Genomic DNA, 13,201 nt, shown 5'->3' on the forward strand with positions numbered 1-13,201 from the left:
TATTGAAGAAAACAACCCTTGCCTGTCCCGCGACGCATGTCACTTCCTGTAGGTTGCAAGACCGTCACGAGGCACCTTATGGCGGGCCTATACTTCAAGAGTCGGCACACTCGATGCGGGGCGCGTCGAGTGATCGTTCACGCAGGCCACAGCCTGCCTTCATCGTAGGGAGGAGAAGATCATGGCGCGTAAATACATCGACTGCCGCGAGTTCCCAAGCGCGTCCAAATGCTCGGTCGCCCTGTCCGCAGACTCTGAAAACGAACTGCTGGAGGCCGCGGCACAGCATGCGGTCAGTGTTCACAAGCACACCGATTCACCAGAACTGCGTGCTCAACTGAAGACAATGTTCCATGACGGCACCCCGCCCGTAGAAGCACCGCGTCCGGCGTAGGAACGCAAAAAGAACGCGCAAAAGACGCAAAAAGGGACAGACCACGATTCAAGGCAAATGCCGAACAATCGTGGTCTGTCCCGTGTTTTTCTCTGTACGGCTATTTGCATCCACCGCTGTATGGGCCAAATCACCAACCACCCATGATAAAAATACCGCTCTCGTTCCTGGAGCCCCGTTCATGGACCTCGCCACCCTCCTCCTGTTTTTGCCGGCCTGCTTCGCCCTGAACATGGCCCCCGGCCCAAACAATCTGTTGTCGGTCAGCAACGCCACCCGTTATGGCTATCGTCGCGCCTGTGTGGCCGGCGTCGGGCGTTTGCTGGCGTTTGCCGGGATGATTGGCCTGGCCGCCGCCGGATTGTCGGTGGTGCTGAAAACCTCGGAATGGCTGTTCTACGCGATCAAGATCATCGGTGCCGCTTACCTGTTGTACCTGGCGTGGCAACTGTGGCGTGCCAATCCCGAGGCCGAGCAGCACGTCACCGGCACGCCGGTGGGGATCCTGGCCCTGGCGCGGCAGGAGTTTCTGGTGGCAGCGGGTAATCCCAAGGCCATTTTGCTGTTCACCGCCTTCCTGCCGCAGTTCGTCGACCCGACCCAGGCGGTGGCTCCGCAATTCGCGGTGCTCGGCGCGTTGTTCCTGCTGCTGGAATGGATTGCCATCAGCGCCTACGCCTACATGGGCCTGCACATGCGCCGCTGGTTTGCAGAACCACGGGGCAAGCGGATGTTCAACCGTTGCTGCGCGGGGTTGCTGTCGGCGGCAGCTTCGGTGCTGTTGATGGCGAAACGGGCCTGACCTTTACGCTTGGGACGGTCCTTTCAGTTCGACCTGGTTGCCGTCCGGATCGAAGCAATAGATCGACAGCCCGTTGCCTTCGGCACCAAAACGCACCGCAGCTTTCTCGGGTTTCAGGCCGAAGGACTGCAAGTGACTGACCAGCGCTTCCTCGTCAAACGGTTCGATGCGCAGGCAGAAGTGGTCGACGTTGCGCCGTTCGCGACCAGCGGCAGCCCCGCCCGTGCGGCCGAGTTCGCCCTGGATATCGACGAGGTCGATCATCGAGGTGCCCGCACGCAAATGCACCAGGCCCAGATCGTCGCGGCGCTTGACCAGTTCGGCGCCAAGTACCTCGCCGTAAAACGCGATGCTGCGTTCGAGGTCCTCGACGCGCAGGACGATATGATCGATGTGCTTAATCGTGAATGCTTGCATTGGGATGGATTCCTGAAAATATCGTTTACAGCATTGCCAGTGACCCGATGACTGTAGCTCAGGGCACAAAAATTCTCTGTCGATTTTCCGGTGGAGGCGCCAGGCAACGCGGCTTATGCTCAGCCCATGAACCTACAAAACGCTGTGCTTCCGCCCCACGCCGAGATGGTTCGCGCCATGCTCGAACGCGACACCGCCTACGAGGGGGTGTTCTTTACCGCGGTCAAAACCACCGGCATCTTCTGCCGCCCCAGTTGCACGGCGCGCAAACCGAAGCCGGAAAACGTCGAGTTCTTCGCCCATGCCGATGAGGCGATGTCGGCGGGTTATCGGGCCTGCCTGCGGTGCAAGCCGCTGGACGCCGCGGCCATTGCGCCGGACTGGGTGCAACGACTGCTGAAATCCGTCGACGCCGACCCCGACCTGCGCTGGACTGATGCCCAATTGCTCGCCGAGGGCATCGAGCCGCTGAAACTGCGGCGCTGGTTCAAGCAGCATTTCGGCATGACCTTTCACGCCTGGCTGCGCAGCCGACGCCTGGGCATCGCCCTCGGTGGCATCAAGCAAGGCGAATCCATCGACAACGCGGCGTTCGATTCCGGCTACGAATCCTTGAGCGGTTTTCGCGATGCGTTTCAAAAGTCATTCCACATCACCCCCGGTCGCGCCGCCCACAGCGAGCCGTTGCTGTTCACCCGATTGACCACGCCACTGGGACCGATGATCGCCATGGCCGAACGGCGTGGGCTGGTGCTATTGGAGTTTCTCGACCGACCGGCACTGACCAAGGAAATCGAAGAACTGCAGAACCATTATGACTACGCCGTGGCCCCCGGACACAACGGGCATTTGCAGCAGATCGAAGAGGAACTGGCGCAATACTTCGCCGGCAAACGGAGCGAATTCAACGTGCCCCTGCACCTGCCCGGCAGCGCGTTCGCCAAGCAGGTGTGGAACGAATTGATGAAGATCCCCTACGGCCAGACCAGCACCTATGGCGCGATTGCCGCGCAACTGGGCAAGCCCGGCGCCAGTCGCGCCGTGGGCATGGCCAACGGGCAAAACCGTCTGGCGATTGTGCTGCCCTGTCATCGGGTGATCGGCGCAGACGGTTCGTTGACCGGCTATGGTGGTGGACAACCGCGTAAAGCGTTTCTGCTCAGGCTGGAAAGCGCCGCGGTGCAAATCACCCAACAACTGGCATTCTGATCACTCCATTGTTTTTCAATAAAAAGTCATAAGGAGGGACATTCAATGGACACACTCGACACTCAATTCCATCAACTGCACCAGAGCGGGCTGTTGATTCTGACCAACGTCGCCGACGCCACCGGGGCGCGACTGGTGGAACAGCTGGGCAGCAAAGCCGTGGCCACCAGCAGCGCAGCGGTGGCCTGGGTGCATGGTTATCCGGATGGCAACACCTTGCCGCTTGAGCGGCTGGTTTCCACCGTCGAATCCATCGCTCGGGTCATCAGCGTGCCGTTGAGCGTGGACATTGAGGCGGGTTATTCCGATGACCTGGGGCGAGTTGCGCAAGTGGTCGACGCGGTGATCGCCGCCGGTGCCGTGGGGATCAATATCGAGGACGGTGCTGCCTCGCCCGACCTGCTGGCCCGCAAGATCGAAATCGCGCGCCAGGTTGCCAATCGCCGGGATGTGAAGCTGTTCATCAATGCCCGCACTGACGTGTACCTCAGGGGCCTGGTGCCGGCCGAAGATCGCGTCGCCGAGACGCTCAAACGCGCCGCGTTGTATCAGGCGGCCGGCGCCGACGGACTGTTCGCCGCTGGCGTCACGGCGGCGTACGAGATCGACGCCCTGTGCCACGGCACGACGCTGCCACTGAACGTGCTCGGCTTCCCGGGCCTGCCTTCACCTGAAGAACTGCAAGCCCTTGGCGTGCGCCGTTTGAGCGCCGGCTCGGGCATCGCCGAATTCCTCTACGGCGCCATGGCCGGCCTGGCCAAAAGCTTTCTGCAAACCGGCACGCTCGACAGCAGTCACCTCAAGGCCTTCACCTACAGCCAAGTGAACGCCCTGCTGGCCCCGACCGGCAAAGTTTGACCGCAAGCAATGGAGTGCGGCGCTGCGGGGAGACGACTAGTCTTCCCGCAGCCACCCGCCCCTCAGGATGCTCCATGCCCGACACCTATCAACTGGCCAGCGAATTTCTCTCGGCCCTCGATACCGACTGGCAGCGCCACATCAGCGCAATCGGCCCCTGCCTGCATCAACCCCATGCGGCGCGCGATCCTTATGAGTCGCTGGTGCGGGCGATTGCCTATCAGCAACTGCATACAAAGGCTGGCGATGCGATTGTCGGCCGGCTGCTGGCGTTGTTTCCCGCGAGCACCTTCCCCAGACCCGAGCAGATCCTGGCGACCGACTTCGAGCAGATGCGCGGTTGCGGCTTTTCCGCCAGCAAGATCGCAACCATTCAGGGCATCGCCCAGGCGGCTCTGGACGGCGTGGTGCCGGACTACGCCACGGCGCTGGCGATGGACGATGAAGCGTTGATCGAGCGCCTGATCACCTTGCGCGGAGTGGGCCGCTGGACCGTGGAAATGCTGCTGATCTACAGCCTGGAGCGGCCAGACGTTTTGCCGGCCGATGACTTCGGGGTGCGTGAGGGATATCGCCGGCTAAAGGGGCTGGAACAACAGCCAAGTCGCAAGCAGATGATTGATATCGGGTTGGCATGGAGCCCTTATAGGACGGTGGCGTCGTGGTATTTGTGGCGGGTGCCTAACCGGTAGACGGCGCTATCGTTCATCGCGGGCAAGCCCGGCGGCTACAGAGCGCTTAGAGCAACAGCCGCGAAAAATCGCAACACTGCAACGCCAGTTGCGCGACATCCTGGTTCAGACCGAATTGACGATCGGTGCGGTGCAACGCGGCGTAGCGAATCCGTGGCAGGCCCGGCGTCGTCACCAAGGCGCGCAATGCGCCTCGTTCGATCAAGTGTGACAGGCAAGCCTTGGGCAAATAACTCACGCCAACTCCGGACAAGGTCAATCCGACCTGCACCAGCAAGTTATGGCTGGTGATGGTTTTAGGCATCTGCACGTTGTGGGAGGCCATCCAGCGCTCGTAGATCAAGCCAGTCCCGGACTGCGAACCCTGGGTCAGCACCGTGCAACCGGCCAGGCGCTCGATACTCACCGGATCCGGGTCGGTAATCAGACCTGGTGCGCACATCCAGGCGTTTTCGACGGACTTCAGTGGGGTGCTGACGAACCGCGCATCGTTGTAGACATCCGGGACGATGACCAGATCGAGTTGATCGTTTTCCAGTTTGCGAAACAGTTCGCTACTCAGTTCCACCGAAGGCTCGATTTGCACCTTGGGGTAAGCCTGCCGCAGCGACTCGACCAGCGCCGGCAACCAGGTCAACGCCGTCAGTTCGGTGACCCCGAGGCGAAACCTGCGCACCAATACTTCACGGGCGCTGACCCGCTCCAGCAAATAGTCACGGCGTTCCAGCAAATCCTTGGCGTAATCCAGCAGTTCGCCGCCCTTCTCGGTCAGCCGTGCGTTGCGCTTGCTGCGGTCGAAAATCTCCACGTCGAAGGTTTCTTCCAGCTCCTGGATACGTTTGGAAATCGCCGACTGAGACATGTTCAGCTTGTTCGCTGCCGCTTCGAAGCTGCCCAACTCGGCAATCCAGAACAACGCGTCAATCTGCTTGAAGGTGATCATTGCAAACACCACATGAAAAAAAGCGATACTACCGCATAATAAAATATCGCTAAAACTGTTTGTTTATCACTCCTAAGATCGAGCCTCAGCCCTGATCGGCTGCTAACTCATTCTTCAGGAGATCAGCCATGTCCTTGCCCGGTTCACGCATTCTTCCCAACCCACCGCTGGCCGCTGCCGAAGTGCTCGAAGCGTTCGCCAATGTGGTCACGCCGCACATCAGCGACAACCTCGGCCGGCACATTGGTGCTCGCGGCCTGACCCGCTACAACCGCAGCGGCAAATTGGTCGGCACCGCCCTGACCGTCAAAACCCGTCCGGGCGACAACCTGCTGATCTACAAGGCCATGAGCATGCTGCAACCCGGCCATGTGTTGGTGGTGGACGCCCAGGGCGATACCAACAACGCGGTGATCGGCGAACTGGTCAAGCTCTACGCCCAGCAGCGTGGCTGCGTCGGTTTCGTGATTGACGGCGCGATTCGCGATGTCGCCAGTTTCGACGATACCCCCTGCTACGCCCGCGGCGTCGTGCACTGCGGCCCTTACAAGAGCGGTCCGGGCGAGATCAACGTACCGGTGTCGATTGGCGGCATGCTGGTTCAACCGGGCGATTTGCTGGTCGGCGACGAAGACGGCCTGGTGGCGTTTTCCCAGGCCGATGCTGCCGAAGTACTGCGTCGCGCGGCACAACATGCGGCCCACGAAGAACAAGTCAAAGCCGAAATCGCCACCGGTGCCCTGCGCCAGAGCTGGATGGACAAGGTCTTGCAGCAGGCCGGCCTGGTCGATTAAGGGGAACACAATGAGCACTTCATTCTTGTCTGATCGGGTGCTGGGCATTCAGCCTTCGCCGAGCATCGCCGCCAACGCACTGGTGACCGAGTTGCGCGCCCAGGGTCGGGACATCGTCAACTTCACCATGGGCGAACCGGATTTCGACACCCCGGCACATATCCTCGACGCCGCCAGCACCGCGATGCACAGCGGTGACACGCACTACACGGCCACCCACGGCACACTCGCCTTGCGAAAAGCGATCTGCCTCAAGCTTGAGCGCGATAACGGTCTGAATTACGGGCTCGACGAAGTGGTTACCGGCTGCGGCGGCAAGCACATCATCTACCACGCCCTGGCCGCAACACTGAACCTGGGCGATGAAGTGATCGTGCACACGCCGTACTGGGTGTCTTACCCGGACATCGCCCGGTTGAACGACGCCACTCCAGTCATCATTCCCGGCGATGAATCCAACGGTTTCAAGCTCTCGCCAGCGGCGCTGGAGCAGGCAATCACCCCGCGCAGCAAATGGGTGATCCTCAACACGCCGAACAACCCGAGTGGCGCGGTCTACAGCGAAACCGAGCTGTTGGCACTGGCAGACGTCCTGCGTCGGCATCCTCACGTATTGATCATGGCCGACGAAATCTACGAGCAGTTCGTTTATGGCGACGCCCGGCATGTGTCGCTGACCCTGCTCGCCCCAGACCTGAAACCGCGCACGCTGATCGTCAACGGCGCGTCCAAGGGTTACGCCATGACCGGTTGGCGTCTTGGGTTTGGTGCAGGTCCGGCGTGGTTGATCGGTGCCATCGGCAAACTGCTGTCGCAGACCACCACGTGTCCGAGTTCGGTCAGCCAGGCGGCAGCGGTCGCGGCTTTCGCCGGAGATCAGGCACCGATTGCCGGCATGCGCGAGGTTTACCAACAACGCCGTGACCGCATGCTCGAACTGTTGCAACCGATCAACGGCCTGAGCTTCACCCCACCGGACGGGGCGTTCTATGTGTTCGCCAACGTCAGCGGGTTGATGGGCAAAACCACCACCAGCGGCGAGCGCATCGACAGCGATACGCAACTGGTTGCCTACCTGCTCAGGGAGCACGGCCTGGCCACGGTCAGCGGCGCGGCATACGGCATGTCGCCGTATATCCGCCTGTCATTCGCCAGTTCGCTGGACGTGATCGAAGAAGGTTGCCGTCGACTTGAACAAGCGTGCCAACGCTTGCGCTGACGGCTGATCGCAACACCCGACAGCCATCGGACGGCTGCTCATTGACTGCCTAGAACAACACTCATAATCATGTCATCAAATGAGGCATCCCCCATGCACAAGCCCCGTATCGCGCTGGTCTGGCAAATCATGATCGGCCTGCTCGCCGGCATTGCCATCGGCGCCCTGCTGCACAGCTTTCCCGAGTCTCGTCCATGGCTGGTGAACAACCTGCTGCAACCGGCCGGCGACATTTTCATCAAGCTGATGAAGATGATCGTCGTACCCATTGTGTTTTCCTGCATGGTGGTCGGCATTGCCGGTCATGGCGACGGCAAATCCCTGGGCCGCATCGGGGTCAAGTCGCTGACGTATTTCTTCAGCATCACCACCCTGGCAATCATCGTCGGACTGGTAATCGGCAACCTGCTCAAACCCGGTGCCGGCACTGATCTGGCGAGCCTCAAGGCGGCCGCCGTTACCCTGCCGACCAGCAGCGCAGCCGGAGGGCACAGCCTGGGGCAAATCATCGTCGGCATTATTCCGGACAACGTCATCAACGCGATGGCCCAAGGCAGTCTGCTGTCGGTGCTGTTCTTCGCCGTGATGTTCGGCCTCGGCGTTTCGAAGCTGGGCAACGAACGCAAGGAGCCGTTGATCGCGTTGCTGCGCGGTGTCTCGGAAGCGATGTTCAAGGTCACATCGATGATCATGGCCTACTCGCCGATCGGTGTGTTCGGGATGATTGCCGTGACCGTGGCAAACTTCGGTTTCAGCTCTTTGCTGCCACTGGCCAAGCTGATCATGGTCAGCTACGTGGCGATCGCGTTCTTCGTGCTGGTGGTGCTCAACCTGGTGGCGCGACTGTGCGGGATCAACCTGTTCGCGCTGATGCGCCACATCAAGGATGAACTGGTCCTGGCCTTCTCCAGCGCCAGCTCGGCGGCGGTGATGCCGCAACTGATGAAGAAACTCGAGACCTATGGCGTGCCGCCGTCGCTGGTCAGTTTCGTGGTGCCGGTGGGTTATTCCTTCAACCTTGACGGTGCGTCGCTGTTTCTCGGTATCGGCACCTTGTTCGTCGCCCAGTTGTACGGCATCGACCTGAGCCTGGGCGATCAGGCGTTGCTGGTGGTGACCATGGTCCTGACGTCCAAAGGGGCTGCCGGCGTGCCGGGGTTCATGTTCGTGATTCTCTCGGCCACCCTGGCCAGTGCCGGATTACCGCTGGAAGGCATCGCGTTCATTGCCGGGGTTTATCGGTTGATGGAGATGCCGACCACCGCCCTGAATGTGCTTGGCAATGCACTGGCGCCACTGGTGATCGCCAAGTGGGAGGGTCGCGAGGCTCATTGCCTGAGGGTGCCGCAGGGGCAGTGCTCGTAGCGCAGACCGCGTCATCGTTCTTCGCGAGCAAGCCCGCTTGTGTCTTGCCCGCGAAGGCGCCTGAACGGCCACCATAAATTCAACTGTCCAGAAACGCTTACGGTCTAGTCTGTCTTGAGTCATCCCAACCCCGTCGGAGGCTCCCATGCAGCTCGAAGGCTCCTGCCATTGCGGCGCGGTGTCGTTCAGCCTGACCAGCGCCCACCCCTACCCTTATCAGCGTTGCTACTGCTCCATCTGTCGCAAGACCCAGGGCGGTGGCGGTTATGCGATCAACCTGGCGGGCGACGCCCAGAGCCTCAAGGTGCGTGGTCGCAAGCACATCTCGATTTACCATGCGCGGCTCAAGGACGAAGGCGATAAGCGCGCCCGGCGCAGCACCGCCGAGCGGCATTTCTGTTCCCTGTGCGGCTCGGGATTATGGCTGTTCAGCCCTGAATGGCCGGAGCTGATTCACCCGTTTGCCTCGGCCATCGACACCCCGTTGCCGGTGCCGCCCGAGCACACGCACCTGATGCTCGGCTCCAAGGCGCCGTGGGTGGAAGTCGAGGTGTATCCGGGGGACCAGCAATTCGAGGTCTACCCGGTAGAATCCATTGCCCAGTGGCATGAACGCCTGGGCTTGAGCCGCTAATCCAAATGCGCCCAGGTCATGCGAAACGACGCCCCGCCCCACGGCGAATCCGCCACTTCCACTTGCCCGCCATGGGATTGAGACACCCGCCGCACCAGCGCCAGGCCCAGGCCGAAACCACCGGTGCGGCGGTCGCGGCTGGCATCGAGGCGCGAGAACGGTTCGAAGATTTTCTCCCGCCCGTCCAGCGGCACGCCCGGCCCATCATCGTTGACCTGCACCTCGTAGTGATCACCGGTGCGCACCAACGACACTTCCACCCGCTGGTCGGCATAACGAATGGCGTTGCGCAGCAAATTGATCACTGCCCGGGCCATGAAGCGCGGTTCGATACGAATTTCGTCAACCTGACATTCGACAATCAGCAGTTGCACCCCGGCGGCTTCAGCCTCCAGCGTCACGCTGCCCACCACGCTGTCTAACCAATGGCTGGCCTGAATGTTCTCCCGGGTAATCACCGTGGCGCCGCGTTCAAGGCTGGCGTACGTCAGCAACTCGGAAACCATTTCTTCCAGCTCGCCAAGGTCGGCGTGCATGTCGGCGATCAACTCGCGGCTCTGGGTTGGGTCGGGCTGTTGCTTGAGTTGGTCGAGTTCGAACGACAACCGCGCGATGGGTGTGCGCAGCTCATGGGACACCGCGTTGGTCAGCTCGCGCTGGTTGGCGATCAGCCCCTCGATGCGCGCGGCCATCAGGTTGAAGTGTTCGGCCAGGTCACGAATATTCGAGCGCTTGGACAGCTGGATACGCGCCGACAGGTCGTTATCGCCAAAGCGTTCGGCGGCCAGGCGCAGTGTCTCCAGATCGCGCCAGTGCGGGCGCACCCAGAAAAACAACACAAAACCGATCATCACCGCGATCATCAGATAGGCCGCGGCAATGTAGAACGGCATCAGACTCGGCTCGGCCGGCAGCTTGATGCTGAGCAACTGCGAACCGTCGTCAATGCGCGAGATGAACTGCGTGTACTTGTCGCGCATCACCAGCAGGCCCTGGGTCAACTCGGCTTGTTCCTGATCGGTCAGAGACAATTGATCGGTCTCGACCAGAGCCAGGCCCAAACCGTAGTGAGGGCGTATGGCTTCCAACTGTCGCTCCCGGGCCGGACTGTCCAGGCCGCGCAATTGCTCGACCAGCGACCAGGCCTGACCACGCACCGCCTCTTGGTTGTAGCTGCGCATCTGACCGTCGAGCAGCGCATCGAACGTGCGCTCGACGGTTTGCAGCCCCAGTACCAGGCCAACCGTCATCACCAGAAACAGTCCCAAAAATAACCGCAGCATTTACAGCTCCCACGCAAACGGATTGAACAGATAACCCTTGCCCCACACGGTCTTGATGCACACCGGTTCGCGCGGGTTGTCCTTGAGCTTGCCGCGCAGTTTGCTGATGTACACGTCGACGCTGCGGTTGAGGCCGTCGAAGGCGATACCGCGCATGCGGTTGAGGATGTCGTCGCGGGACAGCGTCTTGCCGGCAGCGCTGGCCAGCAACCACAGCAGTTCGAATTCCATGGTGGTGAGCTCGATGCCCTCGCCCGCCAGGCGCACTTCGCGGCAACTGCGATCGATGCTCAGATGACCGAATTCCAGTGAGCTGCACACACTGCTGTCCGGCATCTGACGGCGTTGCAAGGCACGCAGACGAGCGAGCAACACAGGGGGCTTGATGGGTTTGATCACGTAGTCGTCGGCACCGGATTCCAGGCCGAGAATGTGATCGAGGTCGTCTTCCTTGGCGGTGAGAATGACGATGGGGGTGTCGGATACGCTGCGGATTTCGCGGCACACGTGCAGGCCGCTCTGGCCCGGCAACATCAGGTCGAGTACGACGATTTTCGGTTTGAATTCAAGGAAAGCGGCTACCGCGAGGTCTCCGCGGTGCACCTCGCGGACTTCAAAACCGTGTTGGGACAGGAAATGCGCAATCAGCCCGGCGAGCTTCTCGTCGTCTTCCACCAGCAATACTTTGCCAAAACCCAGACTCTCCATGATGACCGTCTGCCAACCCTTGAATGAAATGGCCGGCATTATGGCGCCAATCGGTGAAGGGACGGTTATCGCAGACAGCAAAAACCGGCCATGGAAGCCGGTTTTTGGCGATGTTTCATTCTTTTAAGAGTTTTTTACAATTATTGAAGATTACACGTTGTCACGCCGCGACCGGCACACCACTGTGAAACCTGAACTCCACATCCGGCGACTCGATCAACGCCTGTTCGGCGTCGCGCACCTTGTCGATCACCTGGGCGATGTCCTTGGCGTCACCGTATTGATAGGCCAGTTTCAGATACCCCTGGAAATGCCGGGCCTCGCTTTTCAGCAGGCCGAAATAGAACTTGCCCAGCTCCTCATCCAGATGCGGCACCAACGCCTCGAAACGCTCGCAACTGCGGGCTTCGATGAACGCGCCGACCACCAGCGTATCCACCAGCTTCACCGGCTCGTGGCTGCGCACCACTTTGCGCAGCCCCGAGGCGTAACGCCCGGCGGACAGCTGGCGCAGTTCAATCTTGCGCTTTTTCATCAGGCGCATGACCTGCTCGTGGTGCACCAGCTCTTCCCGGGCCAGACGCGACATCAGGTTGATCAGATCGACGTGGGAGTGATACTTGGCAATCAGGCTCAACGCCGTGCTGGCCGCCTTGAATTCGCAGTTTTTGTGGTCGATCAGCAGCGTTTCCTGATCGGCCAGCGCGGCCTGGACCCAACCGTCGGGCGTGCGGCAGCCGAGGAACTCGTGAATTTCGGGAAGGATCATGGGGCTCACGGATAAAAGGTTCAAAACGAAGGGCGCCGATTATACCGGCCTGCCGACAGACCACCAGTCGCCACCGTTGATATGCATCAAGTCGCGAATGCCCGACCAGCAACTATAGTTGTCCAACGCAGTGTTTTTACCTTCCTGGAGATCCCGATCATGCAAGCCATTCGCAGCATTCTGGTGGTCATCGAACCCGAACACTCGGAAAGCCTGGCGCTCAAACGGGCCAAATTGATCGCTGGCGTGACCCAGGCTCATCTGCACCTGCTGGTCTGCGATAAAAAGCATGATCACAGCGCGATGCTCGGCGTGCTCAAGGCGGCTCTGCTGGCGGACGGGTACAACGTCACCACCGAGCAAGCCTGGAACGAAAGCCTGCACGACACCATTATCGATGTGCAGCAGGCTGAAGGTTGCGGGCTGGTGGTCAAGCAGCATTATCCCGACAGCCCACTGAAAAAGGCCCTGCTGACTCCGGCGGACTGGAAACTGCTGCGCTACTGCCCGACTCCGGTGCTGCTGGTGAAAACCGCCAAACCCTGGACCGGTGGAGTGATCCTGGCGGCCATCGATGTCGGCAACATGGACGGCGAACACCGCACCTTGCATGCCAGCATCATCGATCATGGCTACGACATTGCCAGCCTGGCCAAAGCCCACTTGCATGTCATCAGCGCCCATCCGTCGCCGATGCTGTCGGCGGCCGACCCGACGATGCAGCTCAAGGAAACCATCGAGGCCCGTTACCGCGAGCAGTGCCAGGCGTTCCAGGCCGAGTTCGACATCGACGACGACCACCTGCACATCGAGGAAGGCCCGGCGGATGTATTGATTCCATTCATGGCCCATAAGCTGGGGGCCTCCGTGACGGTGATCGGCACGGTGGCGCGGACCGGGTTGTCCGGGGCGTTGATCGGCAATACGGCGGAAGTGGTGCTCGATGCGCTGGAAAGCGATGTGCTGGTGCTCAAGCCGGACGACATCATGGATCACCTGGAAGAGATCGTGACCCGGCATTGAGGCTACGAAGACTTGTGGCGAGGGAGCTTGCTCCCGTTGGGTTGCGAAGCGACCCCAATTCGGTCAGCGCAGTGTGTCAGACAAAAATCAT

General features: G+C 60.7%; 15 protein-coding genes. 10 read left to right on the forward strand and 5 right to left on the reverse strand.

Going from position 1 to position 13,201, the window contains the following annotated elements; genetic code table 11:
• Positions 1-181: 181 nt before the first annotated feature.
• On the forward strand, positions 182-394 hold the full coding sequence (locus LOY28_RS16945; protein WP_007937743.1) for a DUF1059 domain-containing protein: 213 nt from the start codon (positions 182-184) through the stop codon (positions 392-394).
• A gap of 181 nt (positions 395-575) precedes the next feature.
• Positions 576-1,196, forward strand: a complete 621-nt coding sequence (locus LOY28_RS16950; RefSeq protein WP_096480084.1) for a LysE family translocator — start codon at positions 576-578, stop codon at positions 1,194-1,196.
• Positions 1,197-1,199: 3 nt separating this feature from the next.
• Here the strand turns inward: LOY28_RS16950 and LOY28_RS16955 are convergent, their stop codons facing one another.
• Positions 1,200-1,613, reverse strand: coding sequence for a VOC family protein (locus tag LOY28_RS16955; RefSeq protein WP_086946053.1), 414 nt, complete (start codon positions 1,611-1,613; stop codon positions 1,200-1,202).
• Between the two features lie 126 nt (positions 1,614-1,739).
• Between LOY28_RS16955 and LOY28_RS16960 the strand changes: the two genes are divergently transcribed.
• The 3 genes from LOY28_RS16960 (at position 1,740) to LOY28_RS16970 (ending at position 4,372) form a co-directional block, all read left to right on the forward strand.
• Positions 1,740-2,822 carry a bifunctional transcriptional activator/DNA repair enzyme AdaA gene (locus tag LOY28_RS16960; RefSeq protein ID WP_258612220.1) on the forward strand — a complete coding sequence of 361 codons (1,083 nt, stop codon included), beginning with the start codon at positions 1,740-1,742 and terminating at the stop codon, positions 2,820-2,822.
• A gap of 45 nt (positions 2,823-2,867) precedes the next feature.
• Positions 2,868-3,680, forward strand: a complete 813-nt coding sequence (locus LOY28_RS16965; RefSeq protein WP_258612221.1) for an isocitrate lyase/phosphoenolpyruvate mutase family protein — start codon at positions 2,868-2,870, stop codon at positions 3,678-3,680.
• A 74-nt stretch (positions 3,681-3,754) separates the two neighbouring features.
• Entirely contained in the window at positions 3,755-4,372 is a 618-nt protein-coding gene (locus LOY28_RS16970; protein ID WP_258612222.1) for a DNA-3-methyladenine glycosylase, read from the forward strand.
• A gap of 46 nt (positions 4,373-4,418) precedes the next feature.
• On the opposite strand, the gene LOY28_RS16975 is transcribed toward LOY28_RS16970, so the two are convergent.
• Complete coding sequence (locus LOY28_RS16975; RefSeq protein ID WP_018929644.1) at positions 4,419-5,315, reverse strand: LysR family transcriptional regulator; 897 nt, start codon at positions 5,313-5,315, stop codon at positions 4,419-4,421.
• 128 nt (positions 5,316-5,443) lie between these two features.
• Between LOY28_RS16975 and LOY28_RS16980 the strand changes: the two genes are divergently transcribed.
• From LOY28_RS16980 to LOY28_RS16995, 4 genes are all read left to right on the forward strand, one after another.
• Positions 5,444-6,109, forward strand: a complete 666-nt coding sequence (locus LOY28_RS16980; RefSeq protein WP_258612223.1) for an RraA family protein — start codon at positions 5,444-5,446, stop codon at positions 6,107-6,109.
• A gap of 10 nt (positions 6,110-6,119) precedes the next feature.
• Positions 6,120-7,328, forward strand: coding sequence for a pyridoxal phosphate-dependent aminotransferase (locus LOY28_RS16985; RefSeq protein ID WP_138867731.1), 1,209 nt, complete (start codon positions 6,120-6,122; stop codon positions 7,326-7,328).
• 93 nt (positions 7,329-7,421) lie between these two features.
• Positions 7,422-8,693 carry a cation:dicarboxylate symporter family transporter gene (locus LOY28_RS16990; RefSeq protein ID WP_018929647.1) on the forward strand — a complete coding sequence of 424 codons (1,272 nt, stop codon included), beginning with the start codon at positions 7,422-7,424 and terminating at the stop codon, positions 8,691-8,693.
• Between the two features lie 145 nt (positions 8,694-8,838).
• Positions 8,839-9,327, forward strand: coding sequence for a GFA family protein (locus tag LOY28_RS16995; protein ID WP_019648936.1), 489 nt, complete (start codon positions 8,839-8,841; stop codon positions 9,325-9,327).
• Here the strand turns inward: LOY28_RS16995 and LOY28_RS17000 are convergent.
• From LOY28_RS17000 to LOY28_RS17010, 3 genes are all read right to left on the reverse strand, one after another.
• Complete coding sequence (locus LOY28_RS17000; RefSeq protein WP_258612224.1) at positions 9,324-10,610, reverse strand: ATP-binding protein; 1,287 nt, start codon at positions 10,608-10,610, stop codon at positions 9,324-9,326. The genes LOY28_RS16995 and LOY28_RS17000 overlap by 4 nt on opposite strands.
• Positions 10,611-11,318, reverse strand: a complete 708-nt coding sequence (locus LOY28_RS17005; RefSeq protein WP_064621290.1) for a winged helix-turn-helix domain-containing protein — start codon at positions 11,316-11,318, stop codon at positions 10,611-10,613.
• Positions 11,319-11,478: 160 nt separating this feature from the next.
• Positions 11,479-12,087: a tRNA-(ms[2]io[6]A)-hydroxylase gene (locus LOY28_RS17010; RefSeq protein ID WP_008010271.1), complete on the reverse strand. Its 609-nt coding sequence runs from the start codon at positions 12,085-12,087 to the stop codon at positions 11,479-11,481.
• A 159-nt stretch (positions 12,088-12,246) separates the two neighbouring features.
• Here LOY28_RS17010 and LOY28_RS17015 point away from each other — a divergent pair, with 159 nt between their 5' ends.
• Positions 12,247-13,110, forward strand: coding sequence for a universal stress protein (locus tag LOY28_RS17015; RefSeq protein ID WP_018929653.1), 864 nt, complete (start codon positions 12,247-12,249; stop codon positions 13,108-13,110).
• Positions 13,111-13,201 lie beyond the last annotated feature (91 nt).

The sequence above is a fragment of the Pseudomonas sp. B21-017 genome (assembly GCF_024749245.1).
In the GTDB taxonomy this organism is placed as follows: Bacteria; Pseudomonadota; Gammaproteobacteria; order Pseudomonadales; family Pseudomonadaceae; genus Aquipseudomonas.

Bases quoted from the DNA above. Each gene is read 5' to 3' on its own strand.
- LOY28_RS16965 (WP_258612221.1), top strand. From the start codon at position 2,868: ATGGACACACTCGACACTCAATTCCATCAACTGCACCAGAGCGGGCTG.
- LOY28_RS17000 (WP_258612224.1), bottom strand. From the start codon at position 10,610: ATGCTGCGGTTATTTTTGGGACTGTTTCTGGTGATGACGGTTGGCCTG.
- LOY28_RS16970 (WP_258612222.1), top strand. From the start codon at position 3,755: ATGCCCGACACCTATCAACTGGCCAGCGAATTTCTCTCGGCCCTCGAT.
- LOY28_RS16955 (WP_086946053.1), bottom strand. From the start codon at position 1,613: ATGCAAGCATTCACGATTAAGCACATCGATCATATCGTCCTGCGCGTC.
- LOY28_RS16990 (WP_018929647.1), top strand. From the start codon at position 7,422: ATGCACAAGCCCCGTATCGCGCTGGTCTGGCAAATCATGATCGGCCTG.
- LOY28_RS16975 (WP_018929644.1), bottom strand. From the start codon at position 5,315: ATGATCACCTTCAAGCAGATTGACGCGTTGTTCTGGATTGCCGAGTTG.
- LOY28_RS16985 (WP_138867731.1), top strand. From the start codon at position 6,120: ATGAGCACTTCATTCTTGTCTGATCGGGTGCTGGGCATTCAGCCTTCG.
- LOY28_RS17010 (WP_008010271.1), bottom strand. From the start codon at position 12,087: ATGATCCTTCCCGAAATTCACGAGTTCCTCGGCTGCCGCACGCCCGAC.
- LOY28_RS16945 (WP_007937743.1), top strand. From the start codon at position 182: ATGGCGCGTAAATACATCGACTGCCGCGAGTTCCCAAGCGCGTCCAAA.
- LOY28_RS16960 (WP_258612220.1), top strand. From the start codon at position 1,740: ATGAACCTACAAAACGCTGTGCTTCCGCCCCACGCCGAGATGGTTCGC.
- LOY28_RS16980 (WP_258612223.1), top strand. From the start codon at position 5,444: ATGTCCTTGCCCGGTTCACGCATTCTTCCCAACCCACCGCTGGCCGCT.
- LOY28_RS16950 (WP_096480084.1), top strand. From the start codon at position 576: ATGGACCTCGCCACCCTCCTCCTGTTTTTGCCGGCCTGCTTCGCCCTG.
- LOY28_RS16995 (WP_019648936.1), top strand. From the start codon at position 8,839: ATGCAGCTCGAAGGCTCCTGCCATTGCGGCGCGGTGTCGTTCAGCCTG.
- LOY28_RS17015 (WP_018929653.1), top strand. From the start codon at position 12,247: ATGCAAGCCATTCGCAGCATTCTGGTGGTCATCGAACCCGAACACTCG.
- LOY28_RS17005 (WP_064621290.1), bottom strand. From the start codon at position 11,318: ATGGAGAGTCTGGGTTTTGGCAAAGTATTGCTGGTGGAAGACGACGAG.